Here is a 22120-nt window from a genome sequence, read left to right as displayed (position 1 = left end):
AGGCAAATATGAATATTAATGGTTATACAAGATTGGCAGCAGTAGTTGCTAATCCTATAAAGCATAGTAATTCACCCTTTATTCATAATATGGCTTTTGAAATGACAGAGGTGAATGGTGTTTATTTGGCCTTTGAAATCGAAAATAATAATCTTGCTCAAATAATTGAAAATATAAAAACAATGGACATGTATGGGATTAACCTATCCATGCCTTTTAAAAAAGAAGCAGTAAAATATGTTGATGAATTGACTCCCGTTGCGGAGCTAATTGGAGCCATAAATACTATTGCTCTTAAAGAAGATGGCAGTTTGCTTGGACATTCAACAGATGGAAGTGGATTTTTTAACAGTTTAGAAAATTATCAGGTAGAAGATCAAACTATTTCCATTCTTGGTGGTGGTGGAGCTGCACTTGCGATAATTGCTGAGGCATGTGTACAAAAAGCTAATAAAGTTTTTGTCTTTAATCGTAAGTCGGCGAATTACCCTATTCTACAAGAAAAATTAAATAAGATATCAAAAGCTAGTGGAGTAGAAATTATTTTACAAGACTTAGCTGATGAAGAAAAAATACAAGATTCAGTAAATGAATCAAATCTTCTTATAAATGCTACAAGCATAGGTATGAAGGATAAATCAATGCCCGTTGATGCTAATTTGAGACTCTCAGGAGGTATTGTTGTTGCTGATATAATTTATCAACCAGCAGAAACTGAATTTTTAAAATGGGCAAAGTCTCAAAATGTAAGAACAATAAATGGTTTAGGTATGCTAGTCTATCAAGCTGCTGAAAGCTTTGAACTTTGGACTGAGAAAAAAATGCCTGCACAAACAATAAAAGAGGCTTTAGAAAGGAAGATTTATGAAACTAGAAGTTGATTTAAAAACACATCCATATGAAATTGTAATCGAACGTGGTTCTTTTAATCATTTGGGTGAATGGGTCAAGAGTTTATGGAAACCCCAACAAATCGTTATTATTACTGATAATAGAGTTGCTGAATTATATGCTGAAAGTGCAAAAAATCAGTTGATTGAGGCAGGTTTTGAAGTTGATGTCTTCCGCTTTCTTGAAGGTGAACAAAGTAAAAATCTTACAACAGTAAGTAAAGTATATGATTTCCTTGCTAACCGTGGAATGACCCGTTCAGATGGAATTATTGCCCTTGGTGGTGGAGTTGTCGGAGATTTAGCAGGTTTTGTAGCTAGTACATATATGCGTGGAATTCATTTCTTACAAGTTCCTACAACATTGTTAGCGCAAGTTGATTCTTCAGTTGGAGGAAAGACAGGGGTTAACACAAGTAAGGCTAAAAATCTTGTTGGTGCATTCGCTCAGCCTGACGGTGTTCTTATTGATCCAGATGTTCTTAATACACTAGATGATCGTCGCATTCGTGAAGGGATTGCTGAAATTGTTAAATCGGCATTGATTGCAGACGCTGATTTGTGGCAAGAACTTGGTAAGATGACTGATGAGCACGATCTTTTAGAAAATCATGCTGAAGAAGTAATATTAGCTACCTGTAATGTAAAGCGCAAGGTTGTAGTTGAAGATGAGTTTGATAATGGTCAACGCTTAATTCTCAATTTTGGACATACAATCGGACATGCTATCGAAGCTACTGCAGGTTATGGAATCGTGACCCACGGTGAAGGCGTAGCCCTTGGTATGTCTCAAATGAGTAAGATCGCCGAAGAAAAAGGTCTCATGCCTGCCGGTATCACACAAGAAATTACAGATATGCTTGAAAAGTTCCACCTTCCTATTGATCGTGAAAAGTGGGATGAAGAAGTATTATATCAAGCCCTCACCCTTGACAAAAAGGCACGCGGTAGTAAAATTAAAACAATCATCGTTCCAGAAATTGGACAAGCATCAATTAATGTAATTGAATTAACTGAGATGAAAGATTATTTGAAAAAATAGTCAATAAATTAGACAAGAGTGAAAAGGTTTTTTTAAATCTTTTCACACTTTTATTAATCAGAAAATTACAAAATTTTTCTGAGAAATCAAAGAAGTGGAGAATTATATGAGATACTTTACAGCTGGGGAATCCCATGGACCAGAGTTAACAGCAATTATTGAAGGACTTCCAGCAGGACTTAACCTGACCGATGAAGATATAAATAAAGAGCTGAAAAAACGCCAAGGTGGATATGGCCGTGGCGGACGTATGAAAATTGAAAGTGACCGCGTTCGTTTCACTAGTGGTATCCGTCATGGTAAAACTCTTGGAAGCCCACTTACAATGGTCGTGGAAAATAAGGATTTCAAAAATTGGAATGAAATAATGGCTCCTTATGATGTTGATGAAAAAATCAAGGAGAGAAGAAGAGTAACTAAACCTCGTCCAGGTCATGCAGACCTTGTAGGAGGAATGAAATATAAATTTGATGATCTTCGTAATGTCTTAGAACGTTCATCAGCTCGTGAAACTACAATGCGAGTTGCAATTGGAGCGGTTGCTAAGAAAATTTTATCGGAACTTGGAGTGAATCTAGCAGGACATATCGTAAACTTTGGTGGGATTGAAGTTGAAATTCCTGAAAAACTTACCGTAAGTCAAATCATTTCTGAGACTGAAAAGTCTCAAGTTAAGATTGTAAATCCTAATTTTGAAGATGAAATCAAATCTTACATTGACGAAATCAAGGAGAATGGCGACACAATTGGCGGTATAATTGAAGTCCGTGCTGAAAATCTTCCAGCAGGTCTTGGTTCATACGTTCATTGGGACCGCAAACTTGATGGAAAAATCGCTCAAGCAGTTGTATCAATCAATGCCTTTAAAGGTGTTGAATTTGGTTTAGGTTTTGAAACAGGTCGTCGTCCTGGAAGTCAAGTGATGGATGAAATTACTTGGTCAGAGGAAGATGGATACTCACGTTCAACTGATAAACTAGGTGGTTTTGAAGGTGGTATGACTAATGGTGAAGATATCATTGTTCGTGGTGTCATGAAACCAATTCCTACTCTTTACAAGCCTTTGATGAGTGTTGATATTGAAACTCATGAGGCGTACAAGGCTCAAGTTGAAAGAAGTGACCCTACGGCAGTTCCAGCAGCAGCACTTGTTATGGAAAATGTAGTAGCAACAGTTCTTGCAAACGAAATTTTAGATAAATTCCCAAGTGATACATTCGTTGAATTAAAAGAAGCCTTTGATAAATACAAGGCTGATTTGAAAGAATTCTAATATGACTAAAAAAGTTTTACTAGTGGGTCTTGGCTTGATTGGTGGTAGTTTAGCTCTAGCAATTAAAGAAGAACACCCAGAGTATGAAATTTCTGCTATCGATAGAAATGAAAAGTCACTTGAGACAGCATTAGAATTAGGGATAATTGATAAGACTTTATTAAATGATAATCTTATTAATCATGCTTCTGATTTTGACTACATTATTCTTGCCCTGCCTGTTCAGTATTCAATCGATTTTCTGGAAGAACTTAGTGGATATGAGCTAAAAGAAGGTCTTTTGCTAACAGATGCCTCATCGACAAAGGTTGAGATAGTGGAAAGAGCCGAGGAACTATTTAAGGATAAGAATGTAAGGTTCGTCGGTGGTCATCCTATGGCTGGTAGTCACAAGTCTGGCGTTCTGGCTGCAAATATCAATCTTTTTGAGAATGCTTATTATGTGCTAACGCCTTCAAGTATTTCAAGCCCTGAGGATTTGCTAGAAGCTAAGGAACTTTTAAAGGGTACAAGAGCTCAGTTTATCGAACTTGATGCGCATGAACATGATAAGGTTACTAGTCAACTTAGTCATTTCCCGCATATTCTTGCTGCTCTTTTAGTGGAACAGGCAAGTGACTATGCTAAAATTCATCCAGCAACTGGCTTTTTAGCAGCGGGAGGTTTCCGTGATATGACCCGTATTGCTTCAAGTGATGCTAATATGTGGACAGATATCATCATGACCAACCGAAAACAGCTTGTGGATAGATTGGATGATTTTACTGAATACATTCAAGGGATAAAACAAGAGATTATCGATGGAGATAGCCAAAAAATTTATAGCTTTTTTGATGACGCGCGTGAAAAAAGAGATTCGATGCAAATTCATAACGGAGCAATTCCAAGTTTCTATGATTTGTATGTCAATGTACCAGATAAGGTTGGGGTAATCCACGAGATATTGGGCTACCTAACTGAAGCTGGTATTTCAATCATTAACATTAGGATTATTGAAAACAGGGAAGAAATTATGGGTGGACTTAAACTTTCTTTTAGAAGTGGTAAGGACCAACATGATGCTCAGGAAATAATAGAGAAAAAGACAGGATACAAAGTTTATGAAGCTTAATATAAATAGCAAGGGACTTAATGGAACGATAAAGGTTCCTGGAGATAAATCAATATCACATAGGTCAATTATCTTTGGCTCTATTGCCCATGGACAAACCATTGTTCACGATATTTTACGTTCTGATGATGTACTTTCAACTATTGGAGTATTCAAAGATTTAGGTGTAAATATTGAAGATGACGGACAAACCATTAAGGTTGAAGGTAAGGGTTTTGAAGGTTTGAAAAAGCCTTTAAATGACCTAGATATGGGAAATTCTGGTACAAGTATTCGACTTATATCAGGTGTTTTAGCTGGTAATGATTTTGAGGTTAAGATGTTTGGTGATTCTTCACTATCAAAACGTCCTATGGACAGAGTTACTTTACCTTTAAGTCAAATGGGAGTGGATATTCATGGACAAAGCGAGAAAGCTTACCCACCGCTTACTGAGATTGGCTCTAAAAATCTTCAACCAATTGAATATAAATTACCAGTCGCAAGTGCACAGGTGAAATCAGCTTTGATTTTTGCTGCGCTTCAGGCGCAAGGTACATCAACTATCATTGAGAAGAAAATTACCCGTAACCACACTGAAGATATGATTGTTCAGTTTGGCGGAAAGATTGATGTTGATGGTAAAACTATAAAAGTTGAAGGTGGACAAAAGTTACAAGGACAGGAAATAACTGTTCCAGGTGATATTTCGAGTGCCGCATTTTTCCTTGTAGCAGGACTTACTGTGCCTAATAGTAAGATTGTGCTAGAAAATGTGGGAATTAATCCGACAAGAACTGGAATAATTGACGTTATTGAAGCTATGAATGGAAAAATCAAAGTTATTAACAATGAAGGTGACGCTAATCTTTCTGCCACAATTAAGGTTGAGACTAGTGATTTGGTAGCTACAGAAATTTCTGGTGACATTATTCCTCGTTTGATTGATGAACTTCCAATCATCGCCCTTCTTGCAACTCAAGCAAAAGGAAAAACTGTCATCAAGGATGCTTCTGAACTTAAGGTCAAAGAAACAAACCGCATTGACGCTGTGGCTAAAGAGCTCACTAAGCTTGGTGCTAATATTGAGCCAACCGAAGATGGCATGATTATAACTGGTCCAACAAAACTTAAGGGTGATGCAAATCTTGAAAGCTATCATGACCATCGAATCGGTATGATGGGAGCAGTAGCAGCCCTTCTTGTGGAAAACGGTACAGTCGAGCTTGAAGGAGCAGATGCAATTCCGGTCTCTTATCCACAATTCTTTGACCATCTTGAAAAACTTGAGGATAAATAGATGGCAGTGATCCTTTTAGGCTTCATGGCTAGTGGAAAATCAACTGTGGGGAAAAGACTTGCAGCTCATCTTGACTTACCTTTTATTGATTTAGATAAGGAAGTTGAGTCAGCTATTGCTATGCCCATATCAGATTTTTTTGCTAAATATGGTCAAGAAGCATTTAGACAGGTTGAGACAGAAACTCTGGCTAAACTCATTGATAGACAAGCGGTAATTTCTACTGGTGGTGGGGTTATCGAATCACCTGACAATAAATTATTACTCAAAAATAATCCCTTAAATATTTTTCTATCAGCTGATTTTAATCAGCTCTATCAGAGAATTGAAAGGGATAAGGAAAATATCAGACCATTATTTATTAACAATTCTAAGGAAGATTTACAGAGAATATTTGAAAGAAGACTTCCTCTTTACCTTGAATTAGCACATTCAGAAGTAAATGTGGACAAAACTGTTGATAAGATAATTGATGAGATTGTTGAATATTATCAGGCTTTAGGAATTGAGGAGGAAGAATGAAAGTTGGATTTTTAGGACCAATAGGGTCATTTACTTATACAGCCAGTCTGACTGCCTTTCCTCAAGCTGATTTAGTTCCTGTGGAAAGTATTACTGACCTGATAAAAGCTTACGAAAAGGGGCTTGTCGACTATGCTGTGGTACCAGTTGAAAATTCGATAGAGGGTAGTGTGCACCAGACTGTTGACTATCTTTTTCATCAAGGGAATATTACTGCTGTGGCAGAGCTTGTACTTCCAATCAAGCAACAACTGATGGCTACTGGTTTGAATAAAGAAATTGAACGTGTTTACTCTCATCCGCAGGCTTTAGCGCAAAGCAAGAAGTTTTTAGATGAAAACTATCCACATGCTGCCCTTGAAATAACTGAAAGTACAGCCTACGCCGCAAGATATGTGGCTGAAAACCCAGATGATAATATTGCTGCCATTGCGCCAAGTTTATCGGCTGAAACTTATGGTCTTGATATTATCGCAAATGATATTCAAGAAATTGAAGACAACAACACGCGCTTTTGGGTTTTGGGAACAAAAGTACCAAACCTAACTTTGACAAGCAAAGAAAAAAAGGTTTCAATAGCTTTGACCCTTGCCGACAATCAACCAGGAGCACTTTATCAAGCACTTAAAATTTTTGCTGAACGTAAACTTGATTTGACTAAGATTGAATCAAGACCACTTAAAACAGTACTTGGTGAGTATTTCTTCCTACTTGACTTTCTTGATAATGGAGGTGACCTTTCGTCAATATTCACAGATATAGAAGCAAATGGTACAACCGTTAAATTATTTGGAACATATGAAGTTTATTATCTTTGAGACTTTTTAACATAACCTTACATTTCTGTAAGATTTCTTGACTAACCTGTAAGTTTTCAGGTTAGTTTTTTTTATATAATGATATATGTAAGGTTGAGTTGTGAATAACCAATTTCAATCAAAGTAGATAGAAAGAGAAATATATACAAATGAAAAAATTTATTATTACACTAGTTTCCATTTTTGTTTTAGTTATTGGAGGAGGTATCTTCTGGTATAAGTCATCTTATGGCGGTCATACTTACTACGTTCAAATTACAGAAGAGGGTGAGAGAAAGACTGATAAGGACTCTCGCGGAAATGTTTATGGACATTATGAATACAAATTAGATGGTAAAGATAAAGATGGTAAAAAGCAAAATATGACTTTTGGAAATCTTGAAGATAGACCAATGAAACGTGATGCATGGATTAAAGTTACTTATAATAAAGTAAAAGGTGTGACATCTTGGGAGGAAGTAGAGCCAAGTAAAGTACCTGATAAAGCCAAATAAAAGTATAATAAATAAAGATTAAGAAAGAGGAAAATTATGTTATTAGAAGTTAGTCATTTACAAAAAATATTTAAAACTCGTTTTTCAAAAGAAGAAACTATTGCCCTTAGAGATGTAAACTTTACGGTTGAAGAAGGTGAATATATCGCAATTATGGGTGAGTCAGGTTCTGGGAAAACTACTTTGTTAAATATTCTAGCAACCCTTGAAAAACCAAGTAATGGTTATGTTGCTCTTAATGGGGAAGATATTACTAAGATTAAGGAACAAAACTTAGCAGAGTTTAGACGTCAACATTTAGGATTTGTATTCCAAGATTTTAACTTGCTTGATACTTTATCAGTACGTGATAACATCTTCTTACCACTTGTTTTATCAAGAGCTAAGGTAAGTGATATGGAAGAAAGACTAAATATTTTAGCTCCTAAACTTAACATATCTGATTTATTGAACAAACAACCTTTCGAATTATCAGGTGGGCAAAAACAACGTGTTGCAATTGCGCGTGCTTTGATTACAAGTCCAGAACTTGTACTTGCGGATGAACCTACAGCAGCTCTTGACTTTAAAAATTCAGAAGACCTATTAGACTTATTTGAAGAGATTAATGATGAAGGTCAAACTATCGTTATGGTTACTCACTCAAGTCTTGCTGCAAGCCATGCTAAAAGAGTTCTATTTATTAAAGATGGACAAATTTTCCACCAACTTTATCGTTCAGGAAAAACATCTACTGAATTTAATAAGGAGATTAACCTTACAATGAGCGCGCTTCTAGGAGGTGAGTAAATGTTTTATTTAAAACTTGCCATAAATAATATTAGAAAATCATTTTCTAATTTTGCACCATTTATCCTAGCTTCAACAGTAATGTTTGTAATGGACTTAATTATTGCATCGATTTTATTTAGTCCATCACTTGCAAAAATGAAACATGGAGCAACTACCACTGGAACTTTAATGGGAATGGGACTATTCATTATTTCAGCTTTTGCAGTCATAATCTTGGTTTATAGTTATCGTTTTCTGATTAAGCAAAGGACAAAAGAATTTGGGCTCTATGAAATTTTAGGGCTTTCCAAATCACAAATTGCTCGAGTTTCTATTGATGAATTATTAATTCTTTTTCTTGCTACTGTTCTTATTGGAACAATAGTTGGTACTATTCTTGCTAAATTCCTATATTTGATTTTAGCAACATTAATCGGAAGTGATTACTTTGGTCTTGATTTTTCATTAATAGCCGTTGGAGTAGTAACGTTTGTATTTCTTGCTATCTATTTCTTACTTATTCTTATTTCAAGTATTACCATCCAAAGAAATTCTTCACTTTCTCTTCTAAAAGAGGAAAGCCGTGGGGAAAAAGAACCAAAAGCAAACTTTGTTTTTGCATTATTAAGCCTTGTTCTTATTGGTGCTGGATACTATATGGCAGTAACTGTTCAAAATCCTATTGAAGCATTAACAAAATTCTTCATTGCAGTAATTTTAGTAATTATTGGTACTTACCTTTTCTACTTAAGCTTTACTATTTGGCTCTTGAAACGTCAAAAAGCTAACAAAAAATATTATTATCAACCAAAACATTTCATCACAGTAAGCTCAATGCTTTATCGTATGAAGCAAAATGCAGTGGGTCTTGCTAATATCACAGTACTTGTTGCCATGACTTTTGTAACCCTAGCTATTACGGTTGCTCTACATACTGGTGTAAAGGATGTTACAAACCAAGCTTTCCCGGATAATACAACGGTTTCGACAACACTTTATGGAATTACTAGGGATAAAGCTGAATCAGTAATCGCTACTACAAGCATGAATCCTAAAATTGATATTGATTACAGCAATGCTAACACAATTGCGACGATTGCTCCTGAAGATTCTGAAATCAAGATGGATAGTCAATCAAGCAATCAAATGGGTAAAAATTATGCCAATGTTAAAATTCTTAATCGAGAAGATCTAGTTAAGATTGGAAATGATTCTCTTGCAAATATTTCTGGTAATGAAGTGATTGTTGGTTCATTTAACGGAAAAACAACTGCCAAGACTGTTAATTGGATGGGTCAAAAACTTGTGGTTAAGGATATAATTACAAATCTTAAAAATGTAAATAATGAGATTTCGGGAATGAAGTCTTTCTATATCATTTTTCCTAATCAAGCTACAATGGAAAAATATATCAACGATTACAATTCTGTGGATAAGGCAGAGGATAATGGGTCTGCCTTCAATATGTCAATTTCAACAAATGTATATTTAAAACTCGATGAAAAACAAATTGATGAGTTCAAGGATCAACTTGATGCCAAAGTTTCAAAAATGGTTTCTAATAAAGAATTATCTGAAAGTACATATGTAAATACAATGTCCCGTAAGGAAATGCAATCTGTAATGAATGAGTTCACAGGAAGCTTCTTATTTATCGGATTTACTATGGGTCTGACATTTATCTTAGGTGCTGGCTTAATCATCTACTATAAACAAGTATCAGAAGGTGCACAAGACAAGCGTAATTATAAGATTCTACAAGAAGTTGGGCTTTCTAAGAAAGAAGTTGCTCAAACTATTAAGAGTCAAGTTATGATGGTATTCTTTATGCCAATAGCATTAGCAGTAATACATTTTTCCTTTGCCTACCTAATGATTAAGAAGTTATTGGAAATATTTGGAGTGACAAATGGTGGTTTAATCCTAGGTGTCAGCGCAGCTACTATCTTAGGTGTTGCGGCAATATATTTCCTAATTTATAAATTAACTTCAAGAGTATACTACAATATTGTTGAGAGACCTTAATATGGTTTGAAAATTAGTCCATCAGTTGATGGGCTTTTTTCTTTCTTACTAAATTGTAAGAATAGGTGTTAATAGTGTAAGAAATATGAGCTTTGGGAGTTGTATACTTTTATTAATGAATTAATTAAGGAGACAAAGAATGTTTTACCTAAAACTCGCAATAAATAATGTTAGAAAATCATTTTCTAATTTTGCACCATTTATTTTGGCATCAACAGTAATGTTTGTAATGGATTTAATACTTGCTTCAATTGTTTTTAGTCCGTCAATTGATAAATTAAAACAAGGAGCTGGCACTACAAAAGTTTTTATGGCAATTGGATTTTTCATCATATCTCTATTTGCTGTAGTAATTTTAGTTTATAGTTACCGATTCTTACTCAAGCAAAGAACTAAAGAATTTGGTCTTTATGAGATTCTTGGACTATCAAAATCGCAGATTGCTCGTATATCATTTTATGAGTTAATAATCTTATTACTCGCTACAATAGCAATAGGCACAGTAGTAGGATTTGCCTTATCTAAATTTCTATATTTAATACTTGTGAAGTTAATAGGTGGTAATTATTTTGGTCTTGAATTTTCACTTCAGCCAATTCTCGTAGTTTCAATCTTTTTCTTAATAATTTTTATTCTACTCATAATCATGAGCAATAACACCATAAGAAGAAACTCATCTTTAAGTCTTCTTAAAGAAGAAAGTCAAGGTGAACGAGAACCGAAAGCTAATATTATTTTTGCTATTTTAAGTGTTCTCTTGCTTGGTCTTGGTTATTACATTGCAGTGACTGTCCAAAACCCTATTGATGCTTTGACAAAATTCTTCCTAGCAGTAGCTTTAGTAATAGTTGGTACTTATCTTTTTTACATCAGCTTTACTATTTGGCTCTTAAAGCACCAAAAAGCTAACAAAAAATATTATTATCAACCAAAGCACTTTATCACTATAAGCTCAATGCTCTATCGGATGAAGCAAAATGCAGTGGGTCTTGCTAATATTACCGTCTTGGTCTCAATGACTTTTGTAACCCTTGCAGTAACTGTAGCCCTCCACACGGGTGTCAAGGATGTTATCAAGCAAACCTTCCCGGATAACACTACAGTCTCAGCCACACTCTCAGGTGTTTCTAAAGAAAAGGCTGAGTCGCTTATTTTTGATACAGCAGCAAATCCTAAAATCGACATAATTTACAGTTCAGCAAATAAAATTGCAAGAATTAATCCTTCTGATGAGGAAATTAAGATTGAACGCTCAGATGCTAAGGACTTTAAAATGGATTATTCTGGGGTCAAAATTCTTAACCGAGAAGACCTAGTTAAGATTGGGAATGATTCTCTTGCTGATATTTCTGGTGATGAAGTGATAATTGGTTCACCAAATGGGAAAACCTCTGCCAAGTCTGTAAATTGGATGGGGCAAAAACTTGTGGTTAAGGATGTAATAAAAGACCTGAAAAACGTAACTAATGAACTTTCGGGAATTAAAATTTTCTATATTATTTTTCCTAATAAAACTGAAATGGAAAAATATGTTAGCATATATAATCAAGCAGGGAAAAAGGATGGAAATCAATCTAATTCTGATATGACAATCAATACGAACGCCTACTTTAATCTTGATGATATGGAACTTGAAAATTTCAGTAAGCAGCTTGATGAAAATCTTTCTCTTTCAATAAAAAATAATGAAGTTTCAAATAGTGCATATGAAAATACAGTTTCAAAAGCAGAAATGACTTCAGTAATGAAGGAATTTACTGGAAGCTTCCTCTTTATTGGCTTCACTATGGGGTTAACATTTATTTTGGGTGCTGGTTTAATTATCTATTACAAGCAAGTCTCAGAAGGTGCACAAGATAAACGTAGTTATAAAATTCTACAAGAAGTTGGACTATCTAAAAATGAAGTAGCACAAACAATCAAGAGCCAAGTTATGATGGTATTCTTTATGCCAATAATGATGGCAGTAGTCCACTTCGCCTTTGCCTTCATCCTGATAAAAAAATTACTTCTGATATTTAGTATTTCTAATGGTGGACAAATTTTTATAGTTAGTGTTTTAACAATTTTTGTCATAACTGGAATTTACTTCTTGATTTATAAGCTTACTTCAAAGGTTTATTATAATATTGTTGAGAGATAGGGAATCAATATTTCATGATTGAAATTATTATCTCAGTAACTTAAATTTATCCAGCTTCCGATGTCCATGAAACTAGAACAAGCTCAGCTTGTAAGTTTCAATGGCACTTCGCCTTTGCCTTCATCCTGATAAAAAAATTACTTCTGATATTTAGTATTTCTAATGGTGGACAAATTTTTATAGTTAGTGTTTTAACAATTTTAGTCATAACTGGAATTTACTTCTTTATTTATAAGCTTACTTCAAAGGTTTATTATAATATTGTTGAGCGTTGATGACTTCAAAAACAAGTTAATATAAAAAGAGTTCTTATTCGTTTTCAGAATAAGAACTCTTTTTATATAAGTCTAAGTAGTGCGAGAGAAACCATACCGACTAAAACAATTACAAGAAGATTTTTAGTAATGGCAGCGCTTAGTACTGTGGGTGCTGACGCAATAAGATACTCATAATTTATATCTGGAAGGTGTCCAGTATTTGAAATGAAAAGATGACTGAACCAAAGTGCTGACATAATGACAATCGGTACAAATGATAAAAATTCATTGACTGTTTTTGGTAAATTAAACTTTTTCAAAAGAATAAAGGGGAGAACTCGAGAAAGCCATGTAACTACTGCACAGCCGATTATTGTAAGTATTACGTAATTAAAAGAAAGCATTTTTGACAAGTACCCCGATTCCACATGTTATTAGTGTTACTACAATTATTAATAAATTTATTGGTAGGAATATAAGTCCGAGATAGGTCAAAGCTAAAGTGATTGCAATAACGATTAACTGTAAAGCTTTATCTAACCCTTTGTCATATAAAACCTGTAAGTATAAAAGTCCTATGAACATAGCAACTAATGCAAAATCTAAGCCAAATTTTTTAGGATCACTAATAAAGTTTCCAAGAATCGCTCCTAAAATGCTCGAAATAACCCAGGTTAAGTAGGCTACAGTATTAGAAGCATTTAGCCAAGAAAATGACAACTTATCATTTGTAAAATTAAGCTTGTTTACAGCTAATCCAAAACTTTCATCAGTTAAGAGACTTCCGAGTAGAATATTTTTTCCAAGTGACTCGTCTTTGAAATATGGTGCCAGAGTCATGCTCATTAAAATCATTCTTGAATTTACAAGAAATGTTGACAAGATGATGGGAAGGATTGGACTCGCAGCAGCAAGCATACTAACTGTAATAAATTGAGCTGAACCAGCATAGACTAAGAGTGACATTAGGCCAACAAGTGCTGTTGAAAGACCTGCTGACTTGCCGATTACACCAAATGCCATGGCAATACCAATGAAGCCAAATACTGTGGGAAGTGTATCTTTAATACCTGTTTTATAATCCAAATTATTATTCATTTCTATGTAATAACTCCATTTCCAATACATCGTTTACTTTGTAAAAATTTATTTGATAATTGAACATTAAAAAATTATAATTAAGTGTATATGTATTTTTGTTCAATATATTGAACTTATCGTTTATTATATTTGAAATTAAAAAAATGTCAATGGTTTAGGGGAAAAAGTTTTGGATATTAATAAAGTAATTGGAGAAAATCTGAATAGAATTAGAAAAGAAAAAAAAATGTCTATGGCTAGACTTTCTGAACTTTCAGGAATAAGTAAAGGAATGCTTTCTCAAATTGAGAATGGTGAAACAAATCCTACCATAAATACTATTTGGAAGATTTGTAGTGGTCTTGATATTCCTTATACTGCATTATTTGAGGAAGAAGAAGCTGAAACAGTAACAATCATAAAGAAGGATCAGGTATCCCTTCAAAATTTAGATGATAATGCCTCGCTTTATTTATATTATGGTGATACAAACCAAAGAACTTTTGAGCTCTTTCAGATGGAAATCAAGGCTGGTCAAAAACATAAATCGGTAGGGCATTCTTTGAAATCTGAAGAATATATAATGGTCTTGGAAGGTAATTTGAAAATGGTTATCGATGGTAAGGAATATGATTTAGCAGCCGATGATGCAATTTCTTTTGATGCCAACCAAGAACATACTTACATAAATACTGGTAGTGATTTACTCAAATTTGTTTTAATTATTTATTATAAGTAGGTAAAAAATGAGAATTTATTTACAACCAATCCAGATGGGTGTCCTAATATTTTTTGCAGTCGCCTTTCTTATGATTCTGCCATACTTTATCATTCAGTATCGCAAGCGTGGAAGTGTGAGTACATGGCGACTTTTGGTTACATTTTCCTTCGTTTTATATATAATTTGTGCTTATGCCATGACTATCTTCCCTCTACCCAGTCGAGAAGAAGTAGAGCATATGACAGGACCTGTTCAAAATCTCAAGCCTTTTGAATTTGTAAGATATTTCAAAGAATATAGTCCCTTCGTGCTATCAGACAAATCAACATGGCTTCCAGCACTTAAGCATTGGACCTTTATCCAACCATTTTTCAATTTCCTTTTGACGTTGCCCTTCGGTGTTTACATGTCATATCTTTTCAAGAAAAAATTTAGCACAACACTGATATATAGCTTCCTTCTGACCCTATCATTTGAGCTCATTCAACGGTCAGCTCTCTTTGGTCTATATCCTAGACCATATCGCCTCTTTGATGTTGATGATCTTATGATAAATACAGCAGGTGCATTATTCGGTTATGGCTTGGGACAAATACTTAAGAATTTTTTACCAGACTTAGATAAAGTTCAGATAAAGTCATCTCAAGTATCATTTACAAGAAGATTAACTGGAATTGTAGTTGATCTTATATTACTTTCAATAATCACACCATTTGTAAGCCAATTTTATATAGGACCACTGATTGTATTTCTAATTCCGTCTATTATTTTTAAAAGAACGCTTGGACAATTTCTGGTTAAAATATATATAGAACCGGAAAATAGACTTTTGATTACTCTAAGAATGATTTTAATGGCTATTAATTTTATTCCTTTTATAATTGCAGGAAGATTACTTGATTTAACAGGTACTGCACCAGAAAGTGAACTATCAGGAATTTACATTGGACTAATGATTTGTGCAGCATTAATCTTGATAGAAGGACTTGATTTTCTTTTAGCAATCTTTAATAAAACAAAAAGACTGTGGTATGAGCGACTTAGCCATACTAGATTAGTAGGTAAATAATATGAAAAAAATTTTTATTGTTGAAGACGATGAATCAATCGTTAATAGCTTAAAAACAGCACTTAGCCAAGAATTTTCAGTTGCTAGTGTGCAAAATTTTAGAAGTGTAAGTCAAGAAATCTCAGAGTTTGAGCCAGATTTGGTTTTAATGGATATAACCTTGCCTTATTTCAATGGTTTTTATTGGACGACAGAAGTACGCAAAAAAAGCAAAGTACCAATCATTTTTATATCAAGTGCGACTGATGAGATGAATGCCATCATGGCAATGAATATGGGAGCAGATGATTTCATTTCAAAACCATTTTCTCTTGAAATACTTAAGGCAAAAATCAATGCTTTATTAAGAAGAACATCTGATTTTTCAAATTCTTCCTTGCAGTTTGGTGATTTTTCTCTTTCATTTGATGGTCAAGTGACAGGAACAAATGGAAATGTCCATTTAACCGCTACAGAAAACCGCATAATTCGAGCTTTATTTGAACAAGCTGGAACAGTATTAACTAAAGAAGCACTTCTTGCTAAACTTTGGGAGGGTGATGATTTCTTTGATGCAAATGCTTTGCAGGTTAATATTGCAAGACTTAGAAAAAAATTAGCAGAAATCGGATTTGAACATATCCACACAGTGCGTGGAGTCGGGTATGTATTAAAATGAAACAATATTTAAAAGAAAAATTTTTCCTAATTTGGACTTTGGCTCTTGTATTCGTTATTTACCTCTTAACATTTTCACTTTGGCATTTGAAACTTGAACCGCTGATAAATGCTACTCTATTAGGTGTGCTAATTGTCTTATTTTTCCTTTTTTTCGATTATCGAAAATGGTCTAATGATAGAAGAAAACTAACTCTCCTTGAAGATGAGCTGAAAAATGTTACTGAAAGGCTAGAAGCTGTAGTTCTTTTTGATAAAAATTTAACTGATATTGTAAGGATTTGGAGTCATCAGATGAAAGTTCCACTTGCATCAATCGATCTCATGGTTCAAACTAACGATGTAGATAACACTGTACTTAAAAACCAAGTATTTCAAGTTGATAATTACTTAAATATTTTGCTTGAATACCTTCGTTTAAACAATATTTCTACAGACTATCGTTTTGACAAATTTGATGCAAAAGATGTGGTCACTAGTCTAGTTAAAAAGTACGCTAGTCAGTTTATCGCCAAGGATTTAACTGTTGAAATTACGGGAAATTGGATTCTTGTGACTGACAAGAGATGGTTTTCAGTTGCTCTTGAACAAATTATCAACAATGCTGTAAAATATACAAATAGTGGAAGTGTAAAATTCATTTTAGAAGATAAATCTTTAACTATTGAAGACACAGGGATTGGTATTTTATCAGAAGATATTCCAAGACTTTTTGAACATGGCTTTACAGGCTACAATGGCCGCCTTGAGAAAAAATCAACAGGACTAGGACTTTATCTTTCAAAAACAATCTTAGATAAATTAGACTTTCAAATAACAGTAGAGTCGCAAGTTGATAAGGGAACTAAAGTTAGGATAAATAAAAAATAAATCGAAAAAGAAAGACTAATAGCTTTCTTTTTTTTTTACAGCTAGATTATGACAATATCTTTTACTTATGATAATCTATATTCAAGTTATGTTTTGATAAATTTTTGATTAGTGATTAGTATTTTTAATGGAGGATTAAAATGGTACTAACGCTTCTAAGAAGTTTTGGGGATTCTAAGATTATCATTATACCCAATAAAATGGTTAAAAAGTTAAATCTTCATATTGGTGATAGAGTTCGTATTAGAATTGAAAATAATGAATTATTTTTATCTAGACGAACTTCAGAAAGGAAAATCCTCACAGCAGTTGAACTTTTTGAGGATTATGAAGAAGAATATTTTGATTCTCAAGTTTTCACTTTTAAATCTGGAGGGAGAGAAGAATGGTAAAAAAAATATCTCAAGGGGATATTATAAAAATCAATCTTAATCCCAAAGAAGGTCATGAAGAGATGGGTTATCGTCCCTATATATGTTTAAGTAATAATCTGATTTCAAAGTATTCAAATGTTGCAGTTTTTGCAGCAATAAGTAATACCAAAAGAAAATATCCCTATTATATTTCATTGAAAAATCATAATACGATTACCAAGGGAAGTGTGTTACTTGATCAAATTGTAACTATTGATTTTAATTATAGAAAGCATGATTATATTGAAAGTGTCAATGAAATACTTTTAGAAGAATTGCTTTCAAAAGCTAGAACCGTATTTGATGAAATATAAAAAAATGAAAGCCAGATGACTTTCATTTTTCTTTTTGTCCTAACATATTTTTGAATTTAAAAAGATAGAGTAGAACAAGTAGTACTAGCACCACACAAAAGATAATAATTATATTTTTAATATCTCCATGGAGTAAAGCATCACCATCATATGCTAATAATATACTTTTTGGTGCTGAACCTATAACTAAGATAAGTATTACTTCTTTTAGTGATAAATCCAAAAGTGTAACGGTGTAATTTATGGCAAATTTTGGAATTATGGGCATCATATAAGCAAGACTTAGCTCAATTATTGGATGCTTACTATTTTTTAAAGCCTGAATAATTTTAAATGATTTAGCATTTGGAACTAAATGATTCACCTTATCAAAAATATATATGAAGAAAAGACTTCTAATTACTGCCCCCAAAATTGCAAATATACTAGTAAGAAATGCTCCGTAGGATAAGGCAGTAAATACCACTAGTACTGAGTATGGAACAAATGGTGTACATATTAGAAGAAGAAGTACAACTGCTGAAAGAGGTCCATGTGAGCGAAGCTCCTCTATGACAATCTTCCTGTCAATGCTTGAATCAAATATCATTAGTATATCTTGATAATAATTCTCATAAAGATAATAGAAAAGACAGGCAACAACGATTATTGCACACACAATAATTAATTTCTTTTTGAAACTTATATTTTTCATTTGTTGTACCTTTCTAAATCTTTTTCTACCCATTTTAGCACAAAAAAATAAAATAAAGAAAAGTGATGTCCAAATTCAAAAAACTAACTGCTTAATTTAACAGTTAGTTTTTTTGTTTTATTGTTTCCAAGTATCGTCAATTTCAATTGTTGCTTTTTTAATTAACTTTTCTCGGTCGCTTGCTGGACTAGATAAAATTTCTGTCATACTTGCATTTACTTGGGCATATGCAGCATCGGAATTTTTTGTATCTTTTGTGACTATTAAATTCTTAGTAGTCTCATTAATTACAGCAGGTACTTTTGATTCCTTAGAGTCTTGATATTTGTCTGAATTAAGCACCTCTTCAACAGTGGGCATATAGCCTGTTTTCTGACTCCAATAAAGTTGAACTTCTGGTTTAGAAAGATATTTCATGAAGAGAAAGGCTGCTGTTTTTTGCTCATCGCTTGCACTTGCAAAGGTATAAATATCTGTACCTTGTTGGATGTTGTGAACTGAGGGACGTGCTGCAACATTGTATTGGAACTTGCTAGCTGAATCCTTTTTAACAAAACTTTCACGAGAAATGCTTCCGATGAACATGGCAACTTTTTCGTTTACAAATGGGATTGTCATTGATTTATCAGAGCCTGCAATAGTAAAGTAACCTTGGTCAACTCCATCAGCGTAGAAATCGATTACCTGACGAGATTCTTTGCTATCAAATTTAGTATCTTCTGAGAAGGTAATTCCTTGGTCTTTTAAGCCAATTGTGTGATAGACAGAAAATGAATCAAAGCCTGCACCTTTTATTTGGCCATTGCTTTTTTCATAAATTACTTTTGAAACCTCACGGAGTTCATCTATCGTTTTTGGTATATTAAGGTTATATTCTTTCAATAAATCAGCATTGTAATAGAGAACTTCAGTTGATTTATTAAAAGGAATACCATATTGAATGCCTTCAATTTTGGCACCATCTAAAAACGACTGTTTGATTTTAGGTTGATTACCCCAACCAATAGTGTCATTTTCAAAGTAAGATTTTAAATTTTCTAGTTGGCCATCAACTGCTAAACTATAAATCCAGCCAGGATATGCTTGAGAGATAGTAGGGAAATTTTTTGGATTTTGAGCAGTTGTATTAATTTTTGCATGCAGTGCTGAATAATCACCCTGATTCTGTAGATTAACCTTGATATTAGGGTTTTCCTCCATGAAATCCTCTGTAATCTTAGTCAATGCTTCTTCAAGAGGACCATTCATAGCATGCCAAAAAGTAATTTCAGTATTACCAGTTAATTTAGTTATTATATCGGGCTTTGTATCATTTGCATTTACATTATCATTTTCTTTAGAACAAGCAGAAAGAGATAAAATAGAGAAGAAAGAAAAAATAAGTACATAAAGTCTTTTTAGTTTCATAAAACCACCCTTAAAAATTTATTTGATTTTTTCACAATATCACATATTATTATACATTATTTTTATGATTCTAGGACTAAAAAATATACTTATTTTTATTATTAATTCTTATTATTTTTTATAATACTCAATTTACTCTAGAGTAGAAGGTCGTATCATCAACCCATTTATTTGAATTATAGTTAAAGTTTTCAACATCGAACATTTCCATAGTATTATCATCTTTGAAAATGAATTTTGTATTGAAGAATACATCTGTAATTCCTTGACCAGCATTCGTAAGAATTACATTTTGACCATCATTAACAGCAGAAGAAGCATTAATCATCCAACTTCCAACCATCTGACCTTCTATCGAGGCAGAAAGGTTATTTCCATCCTGAGAAAGCTTGATTATCATATTTGCCCCACCATCTGACGGTTTCCAAGTTCCATCCAGTGATTTGATTCTCGCTACTGCATCAGCATCGCCTTTATTAAGTGCTTCTTCCATAGTCATGTCTTTATATTTAGAATTATTCACATAAGATTTTTGCCTATCAAAAGATTCAGAAGCAGATTCGGTATTTTGGGATTTTTCTACTCTAGTTGCTGCACCATCATAAAGGGATTTATTTGCAATATATTCATCATAAAGCTTTGCTTTAGAAACAGGGGTTGTATCTACTGGAGCATCGGCATATGTATTTGAACTTTCTCTTACAACACCATCAACTGGAATTACTGAGTTGTTATCTACCTTTAGTTTGTAAAAAGGATGGCCGACTCCCATGTTGGAAGTTGCATAAATGTAAGTGAATTCTCCCTCTGGAGTATAATAAAGGGTCAATCCTTCAAGGCCACTCTTAATCCTTTCGTCAACTGTTGTACCAATCATAAGGTATTTAAGATTATCAGATAAAGTATTAAAGTTGTCAATTTTTCCTTGCTCTTCTTGTTTGGCTTTGTCTTCACTTGATAAAGTTGAAGAGGAAATAGTTGATTCCTTTATAGCACTGTTTGAAGATTTATCTTCTTTTTTGGTTTCTACTTTACTATTAGTTGTTTTACTAGTTGAAGTATTTTCTTTGTTTCCAGAGCATGCTGACAATGCTAAAAGTGAAAGAATACTTGCTGAAATAATAAATGATTTTTTCATATAACTCCTATTTTTTATGATTTTCTAAAATTTCAAGAACTCTGTTATGAACTTTTTCAGTATTCCAATGTCCATTAGACATACTGTAATGAGGTAAGTAGTAAATATGATGCTTACCAATTTGGGAATGTCGTACCCCATTTTCTTTTTTAGACTCTTTATAGTTCTCAAATGCTTCATATGTTGAAATTCCAAGTGCAATTATGGTGGCATCAGAGTCGATATTTGCAATTTCAATTCTTTCAAGGAAGTCGTCTACATCTTCATCTGTTATTTCGATTTCACTTCCTTTACTTGAAATTTTTCTGCTTAAGTCTGTCATGTATGCTCCCCATAATTCGGTGTCATAAATTGCCGCTGCAAGTCTATAAGTACCACTATTTTTTATGCCATGAAAGTTCAAATACTTTACATTTTTATTATGTGTATCAATAGTGTCACCAGGATTCATGCCAACGATTACAAAATCGTGTCTTTTTTCTTTTTCGATTTCTTCTGCTGGAACATCAGCAGTTTTATAAACATTAGCAAATTCTTTAGTCAGTGTATTAAAATTTTTTTCTTCTATAAGCTGTTCTATATTTTCTGGTAAAGTCCATACAGCATAGCTTTCAAGATCTTTGGAATCAGAGTACTTATATTCTTTATTTGACATTTTTTCTCCTTTTTACAAAAAACTTTCAACCCATGAACCACAGGCCACAAGATTGAAAGTTTCTCTTTTCTATTAAAACGACTTATTTTTTCTTTTTCTATTTAAAACGACTTATCTTTTCTTTTTCAAAAATTTTTTATTTACGTGTTATTTATTTTTTTTACGATTTAAGAATGTTGCACCAGCAATGCTTGTAAGCCCTAGAGCAACTAATACACTTGTAATGAATGAATTTTCACCAGTTTTTGGTAGCTCCTTAGTTTCATCAGATTTTGCTGTTGCTTTAGAATTTGTATTGACTTTAGTATTGTTACCTTTTGCTCCATCTTTATTAGCAGATTCTTTAGGCTTAGCAGATTCTTGAGGCTTAGCAGATTCTTGAGGCTTAGCAGATTCTTGAGGTTTAGCAGACTCTTGAGGCTTAGCAGACTCTTGAGGTTTAGCAGATTCTTGAGGCTTAGCAGACTCTTGAGGCTT

24 protein-coding genes are annotated in these 22120 nt (G+C 33.4%); 17 read left to right on the top strand and 7 right to left on the bottom strand.

The window, feature by feature from the left end:
- The first annotated feature begins 8 nt into the window (after positions 1–8).
- From aroE to BG262_RS06650, 11 genes are all read left to right on the top strand, one after another.
- Positions 9–881: a shikimate dehydrogenase gene (aroE, locus tag BG262_RS06700; protein WP_070788120.1), complete on the top strand. Its 873-nt coding sequence runs from the start codon at positions 9–11 to the stop codon at positions 879–881.
- A complete protein-coding gene (gene aroB / locus BG262_RS06695) occupies positions 865–1932 on the top strand; it encodes a 3-dehydroquinate synthase (RefSeq protein ID WP_070788119.1) in 1068 nt (355 codons plus the stop codon). The genes aroE and aroB overlap by 17 nt, the downstream gene beginning before the upstream one ends.
- Before the next feature lie 106 nt (positions 1933–2038).
- On the top strand, positions 2039–3205 hold the full coding sequence (gene aroC, locus BG262_RS06690; protein ID WP_070788118.1) for a chorismate synthase: 1167 nt from the start codon (positions 2039–2041) through the stop codon (positions 3203–3205).
- 1 nt (position 3206) lies between these two features.
- On the top strand, positions 3207–4316 hold the full coding sequence (locus tag BG262_RS06685; protein ID WP_070788117.1) for a prephenate dehydrogenase: 1110 nt from the start codon (positions 3207–3209) through the stop codon (positions 4314–4316).
- Entirely contained in the window at positions 4306–5595 is a 1290-nt protein-coding gene (gene aroA / locus BG262_RS06680) for a 3-phosphoshikimate 1-carboxyvinyltransferase (protein ID WP_070788116.1), read from the top strand. Before BG262_RS06685 ends, aroA begins: the two co-directional genes overlap by 11 nt.
- Complete coding sequence (locus tag BG262_RS06675) at positions 5596–6117, top strand: shikimate kinase (protein ID WP_070788115.1); 522 nt, start codon at positions 5596–5598, stop codon at positions 6115–6117.
- Complete coding sequence (pheA, locus tag BG262_RS06670) at positions 6114–6935, top strand: prephenate dehydratase (RefSeq protein WP_070788114.1); 822 nt, start codon at positions 6114–6116, stop codon at positions 6933–6935. Before BG262_RS06675 ends, pheA begins: the two co-directional genes overlap by 4 nt.
- A gap of 149 nt (positions 6936–7084) precedes the next feature.
- Positions 7085–7429, top strand: a complete 345-nt coding sequence (locus tag BG262_RS06665) for a YxeA family protein (RefSeq protein WP_070788113.1) — start codon at positions 7085–7087, stop codon at positions 7427–7429.
- 36 nt (positions 7430–7465) lie between these two features.
- Positions 7466–8218, top strand: coding sequence for an ABC transporter ATP-binding protein (locus BG262_RS06660; protein WP_070788112.1), 753 nt, complete (start codon positions 7466–7468; stop codon positions 8216–8218).
- Positions 8219–10225 (top strand): FtsX-like permease family protein, encoded by a 2007-nt coding sequence (locus BG262_RS06655; protein WP_070788111.1) that lies wholly within the window; start codon positions 8219–8221, stop codon positions 10223–10225.
- A 139-nt stretch (positions 10226–10364) separates the two neighbouring features.
- Positions 10365–12368 (top strand): FtsX-like permease family protein, encoded by a 2004-nt coding sequence (locus BG262_RS06650; RefSeq protein ID WP_070788110.1) that lies wholly within the window; start codon positions 10365–10367, stop codon positions 12366–12368.
- 337 nt (positions 12369–12705) lie between these two features.
- Here the strand turns inward: BG262_RS06650 and BG262_RS06645 are convergent, their stop codons facing one another.
- Positions 12706–13029 carry an AzlD domain-containing protein gene (locus BG262_RS06645; protein ID WP_070788109.1) on the bottom strand — a complete coding sequence of 108 codons (324 nt, stop codon included), beginning with the start codon at positions 13027–13029 and terminating at the stop codon, positions 12706–12708.
- The gene (locus tag BG262_RS06640) at positions 13016–13723 is read right to left on the bottom strand and encodes an AzlC family ABC transporter permease (RefSeq protein WP_070788108.1); all 708 of its coding nucleotides are present in this window, start codon (positions 13721–13723) and stop codon (positions 13016–13018) included. The genes BG262_RS06645 and BG262_RS06640 overlap by 14 nt, the downstream gene beginning before the upstream one ends.
- 172 nt (positions 13724–13895) lie before the next feature.
- On the opposite strand from BG262_RS06640, the gene BG262_RS06635 reads away from it, so the two are divergent.
- From BG262_RS06635 to BG262_RS06610, 6 genes are all read left to right on the top strand, one after another.
- Positions 13896–14444: a helix-turn-helix domain-containing protein gene (locus tag BG262_RS06635; RefSeq protein WP_070788107.1), complete on the top strand. Its 549-nt coding sequence runs from the start codon at positions 13896–13898 to the stop codon at positions 14442–14444.
- A 7-nt stretch (positions 14445–14451) separates the two neighbouring features.
- Entirely contained in the window at positions 14452–15495 is a 1044-nt protein-coding gene (locus tag BG262_RS06630) for a VanZ family protein (RefSeq protein WP_070788106.1), read from the top strand.
- A gap of 1 nt (position 15496) precedes the next feature.
- Positions 15497–16153 carry a response regulator transcription factor gene (locus BG262_RS06625; RefSeq protein ID WP_070788105.1) on the top strand — a complete coding sequence of 219 codons (657 nt, stop codon included), beginning with the start codon at positions 15497–15499 and terminating at the stop codon, positions 16151–16153.
- Positions 16150–17022: a sensor histidine kinase gene (locus BG262_RS06620; protein ID WP_070788104.1), complete on the top strand. Its 873-nt coding sequence runs from the start codon at positions 16150–16152 to the stop codon at positions 17020–17022. The genes BG262_RS06625 and BG262_RS06620 overlap by 4 nt, the downstream gene beginning before the upstream one ends.
- A 140-nt stretch (positions 17023–17162) precedes the next feature.
- The gene (locus tag BG262_RS06615) at positions 17163–17414 is read left to right on the top strand and encodes an AbrB/MazE/SpoVT family DNA-binding domain-containing protein (RefSeq protein ID WP_070788103.1); all 252 of its coding nucleotides are present in this window, start codon (positions 17163–17165) and stop codon (positions 17412–17414) included.
- Positions 17408–17749: a type II toxin-antitoxin system PemK/MazF family toxin gene (locus BG262_RS06610; RefSeq protein ID WP_070788102.1), complete on the top strand. Its 342-nt coding sequence runs from the start codon at positions 17408–17410 to the stop codon at positions 17747–17749. Before BG262_RS06615 ends, BG262_RS06610 begins: the two co-directional genes overlap by 7 nt.
- A 22-nt stretch (positions 17750–17771) precedes the next feature.
- Here the strand turns inward: BG262_RS06610 and BG262_RS06605 are convergent, their stop codons facing one another.
- From BG262_RS06605 to BG262_RS06585, 5 genes are all read right to left on the bottom strand, one after another.
- Positions 17772–18443: a VTT domain-containing protein gene (locus tag BG262_RS06605; RefSeq protein WP_158006656.1), complete on the bottom strand. Its 672-nt coding sequence runs from the start codon at positions 18441–18443 to the stop codon at positions 17772–17774.
- A 117-nt stretch (positions 18444–18560) separates the two neighbouring features.
- Positions 18561–19850, bottom strand: coding sequence for an extracellular solute-binding protein (locus tag BG262_RS06600; RefSeq protein WP_070788100.1), 1290 nt, complete (start codon positions 19848–19850; stop codon positions 18561–18563).
- A 127-nt stretch (positions 19851–19977) separates the two neighbouring features.
- Entirely contained in the window at positions 19978–20988 is a 1011-nt protein-coding gene (locus BG262_RS06595; protein WP_070788099.1) for a hypothetical protein, read from the bottom strand.
- Positions 20989–20995: 7 nt separating this feature from the next.
- Positions 20996–21643: a hypothetical protein gene (locus BG262_RS06590; protein WP_070788098.1), complete on the bottom strand. Its 648-nt coding sequence runs from the start codon at positions 21641–21643 to the stop codon at positions 20996–20998.
- 147 nt (positions 21644–21790) lie between these two features.
- Positions 21791–22120: LPXTG cell wall anchor domain-containing protein (locus BG262_RS06585; RefSeq protein WP_143602663.1), on the bottom strand; the 330-nt coding region annotated here is incomplete at its 5' end.

It is taken from the genome of Floricoccus penangensis (assembly GCF_001832885.1).
Lineage (GTDB): Bacteria > Bacillota > Bacilli > Lactobacillales > Streptococcaceae > Floricoccus > Floricoccus penangensis.
The sequence above is the reverse complement of the archived record's forward strand: the minus strand, read 5'-3'. Positions and strand labels throughout refer to the sequence as shown.

What these genes read in the sequence shown, in the direction of transcription:
- BG262_RS06685 (WP_070788117.1), top strand. Translation starts at nt 3,207, where the DNA reads ATGACTAAAAAAGTTTTACTAGTGGGTCTTGGCTTGATTGGTGGTAGT.
- aroE (WP_070788120.1), top strand. Translation starts at nt 9, where the DNA reads ATGAATATTAATGGTTATACAAGATTGGCAGCAGTAGTTGCTAATCCT.
- BG262_RS06600 (WP_070788100.1), bottom strand. Translation starts at nt 19,850, where the DNA reads ATGAAACTAAAAAGACTTTATGTACTTATTTTTTCTTTCTTCTCTATT.
- BG262_RS06590 (WP_070788098.1), bottom strand. Translation starts at nt 21,643, where the DNA reads ATGTCAAATAAAGAATATAAGTACTCTGATTCCAAAGATCTTGAAAGC.
- BG262_RS06625 (WP_070788105.1), top strand. Translation starts at nt 15,497, where the DNA reads ATGAAAAAAATTTTTATTGTTGAAGACGATGAATCAATCGTTAATAGC.
- BG262_RS06655 (WP_070788111.1), top strand. Translation starts at nt 8,219, where the DNA reads ATGTTTTATTTAAAACTTGCCATAAATAATATTAGAAAATCATTTTCT.
- BG262_RS06595 (WP_070788099.1), bottom strand. Translation starts at nt 20,988, where the DNA reads ATGAAAAAATCATTTATTATTTCAGCAAGTATTCTTTCACTTTTAGCA.
- aroC (WP_070788118.1), top strand. Translation starts at nt 2,039, where the DNA reads ATGAGATACTTTACAGCTGGGGAATCCCATGGACCAGAGTTAACAGCA.
- BG262_RS06675 (WP_070788115.1), top strand. Translation starts at nt 5,596, where the DNA reads ATGGCAGTGATCCTTTTAGGCTTCATGGCTAGTGGAAAATCAACTGTG.
- BG262_RS06605 (WP_158006656.1), bottom strand. Translation starts at nt 18,443, where the DNA reads ATGAAAAATATAAGTTTCAAAAAGAAATTAATTATTGTGTGTGCAATA.
- BG262_RS06615 (WP_070788103.1), top strand. Translation starts at nt 17,163, where the DNA reads ATGGTACTAACGCTTCTAAGAAGTTTTGGGGATTCTAAGATTATCATT.
- BG262_RS06630 (WP_070788106.1), top strand. Translation starts at nt 14,452, where the DNA reads ATGAGAATTTATTTACAACCAATCCAGATGGGTGTCCTAATATTTTTT.
- BG262_RS06650 (WP_070788110.1), top strand. Translation starts at nt 10,365, where the DNA reads ATGTTTTACCTAAAACTCGCAATAAATAATGTTAGAAAATCATTTTCT.
- BG262_RS06620 (WP_070788104.1), top strand. Translation starts at nt 16,150, where the DNA reads ATGAAACAATATTTAAAAGAAAAATTTTTCCTAATTTGGACTTTGGCT.
- pheA (WP_070788114.1), top strand. Translation starts at nt 6,114, where the DNA reads ATGAAAGTTGGATTTTTAGGACCAATAGGGTCATTTACTTATACAGCC.
- BG262_RS06660 (WP_070788112.1), top strand. Translation starts at nt 7,466, where the DNA reads ATGTTATTAGAAGTTAGTCATTTACAAAAAATATTTAAAACTCGTTTT.
- aroA (WP_070788116.1), top strand. Translation starts at nt 4,306, where the DNA reads ATGAAGCTTAATATAAATAGCAAGGGACTTAATGGAACGATAAAGGTT.
- BG262_RS06665 (WP_070788113.1), top strand. Translation starts at nt 7,085, where the DNA reads ATGAAAAAATTTATTATTACACTAGTTTCCATTTTTGTTTTAGTTATT.
- BG262_RS06645 (WP_070788109.1), bottom strand. Translation starts at nt 13,029, where the DNA reads ATGCTTTCTTTTAATTACGTAATACTTACAATAATCGGCTGTGCAGTA.
- aroB (WP_070788119.1), top strand. Translation starts at nt 865, where the DNA reads ATGAAACTAGAAGTTGATTTAAAAACACATCCATATGAAATTGTAATC.
- BG262_RS06610 (WP_070788102.1), top strand. Translation starts at nt 17,408, where the DNA reads ATGGTAAAAAAAATATCTCAAGGGGATATTATAAAAATCAATCTTAAT.
- BG262_RS06640 (WP_070788108.1), bottom strand. Translation starts at nt 13,723, where the DNA reads ATGAATAATAATTTGGATTATAAAACAGGTATTAAAGATACACTTCCC.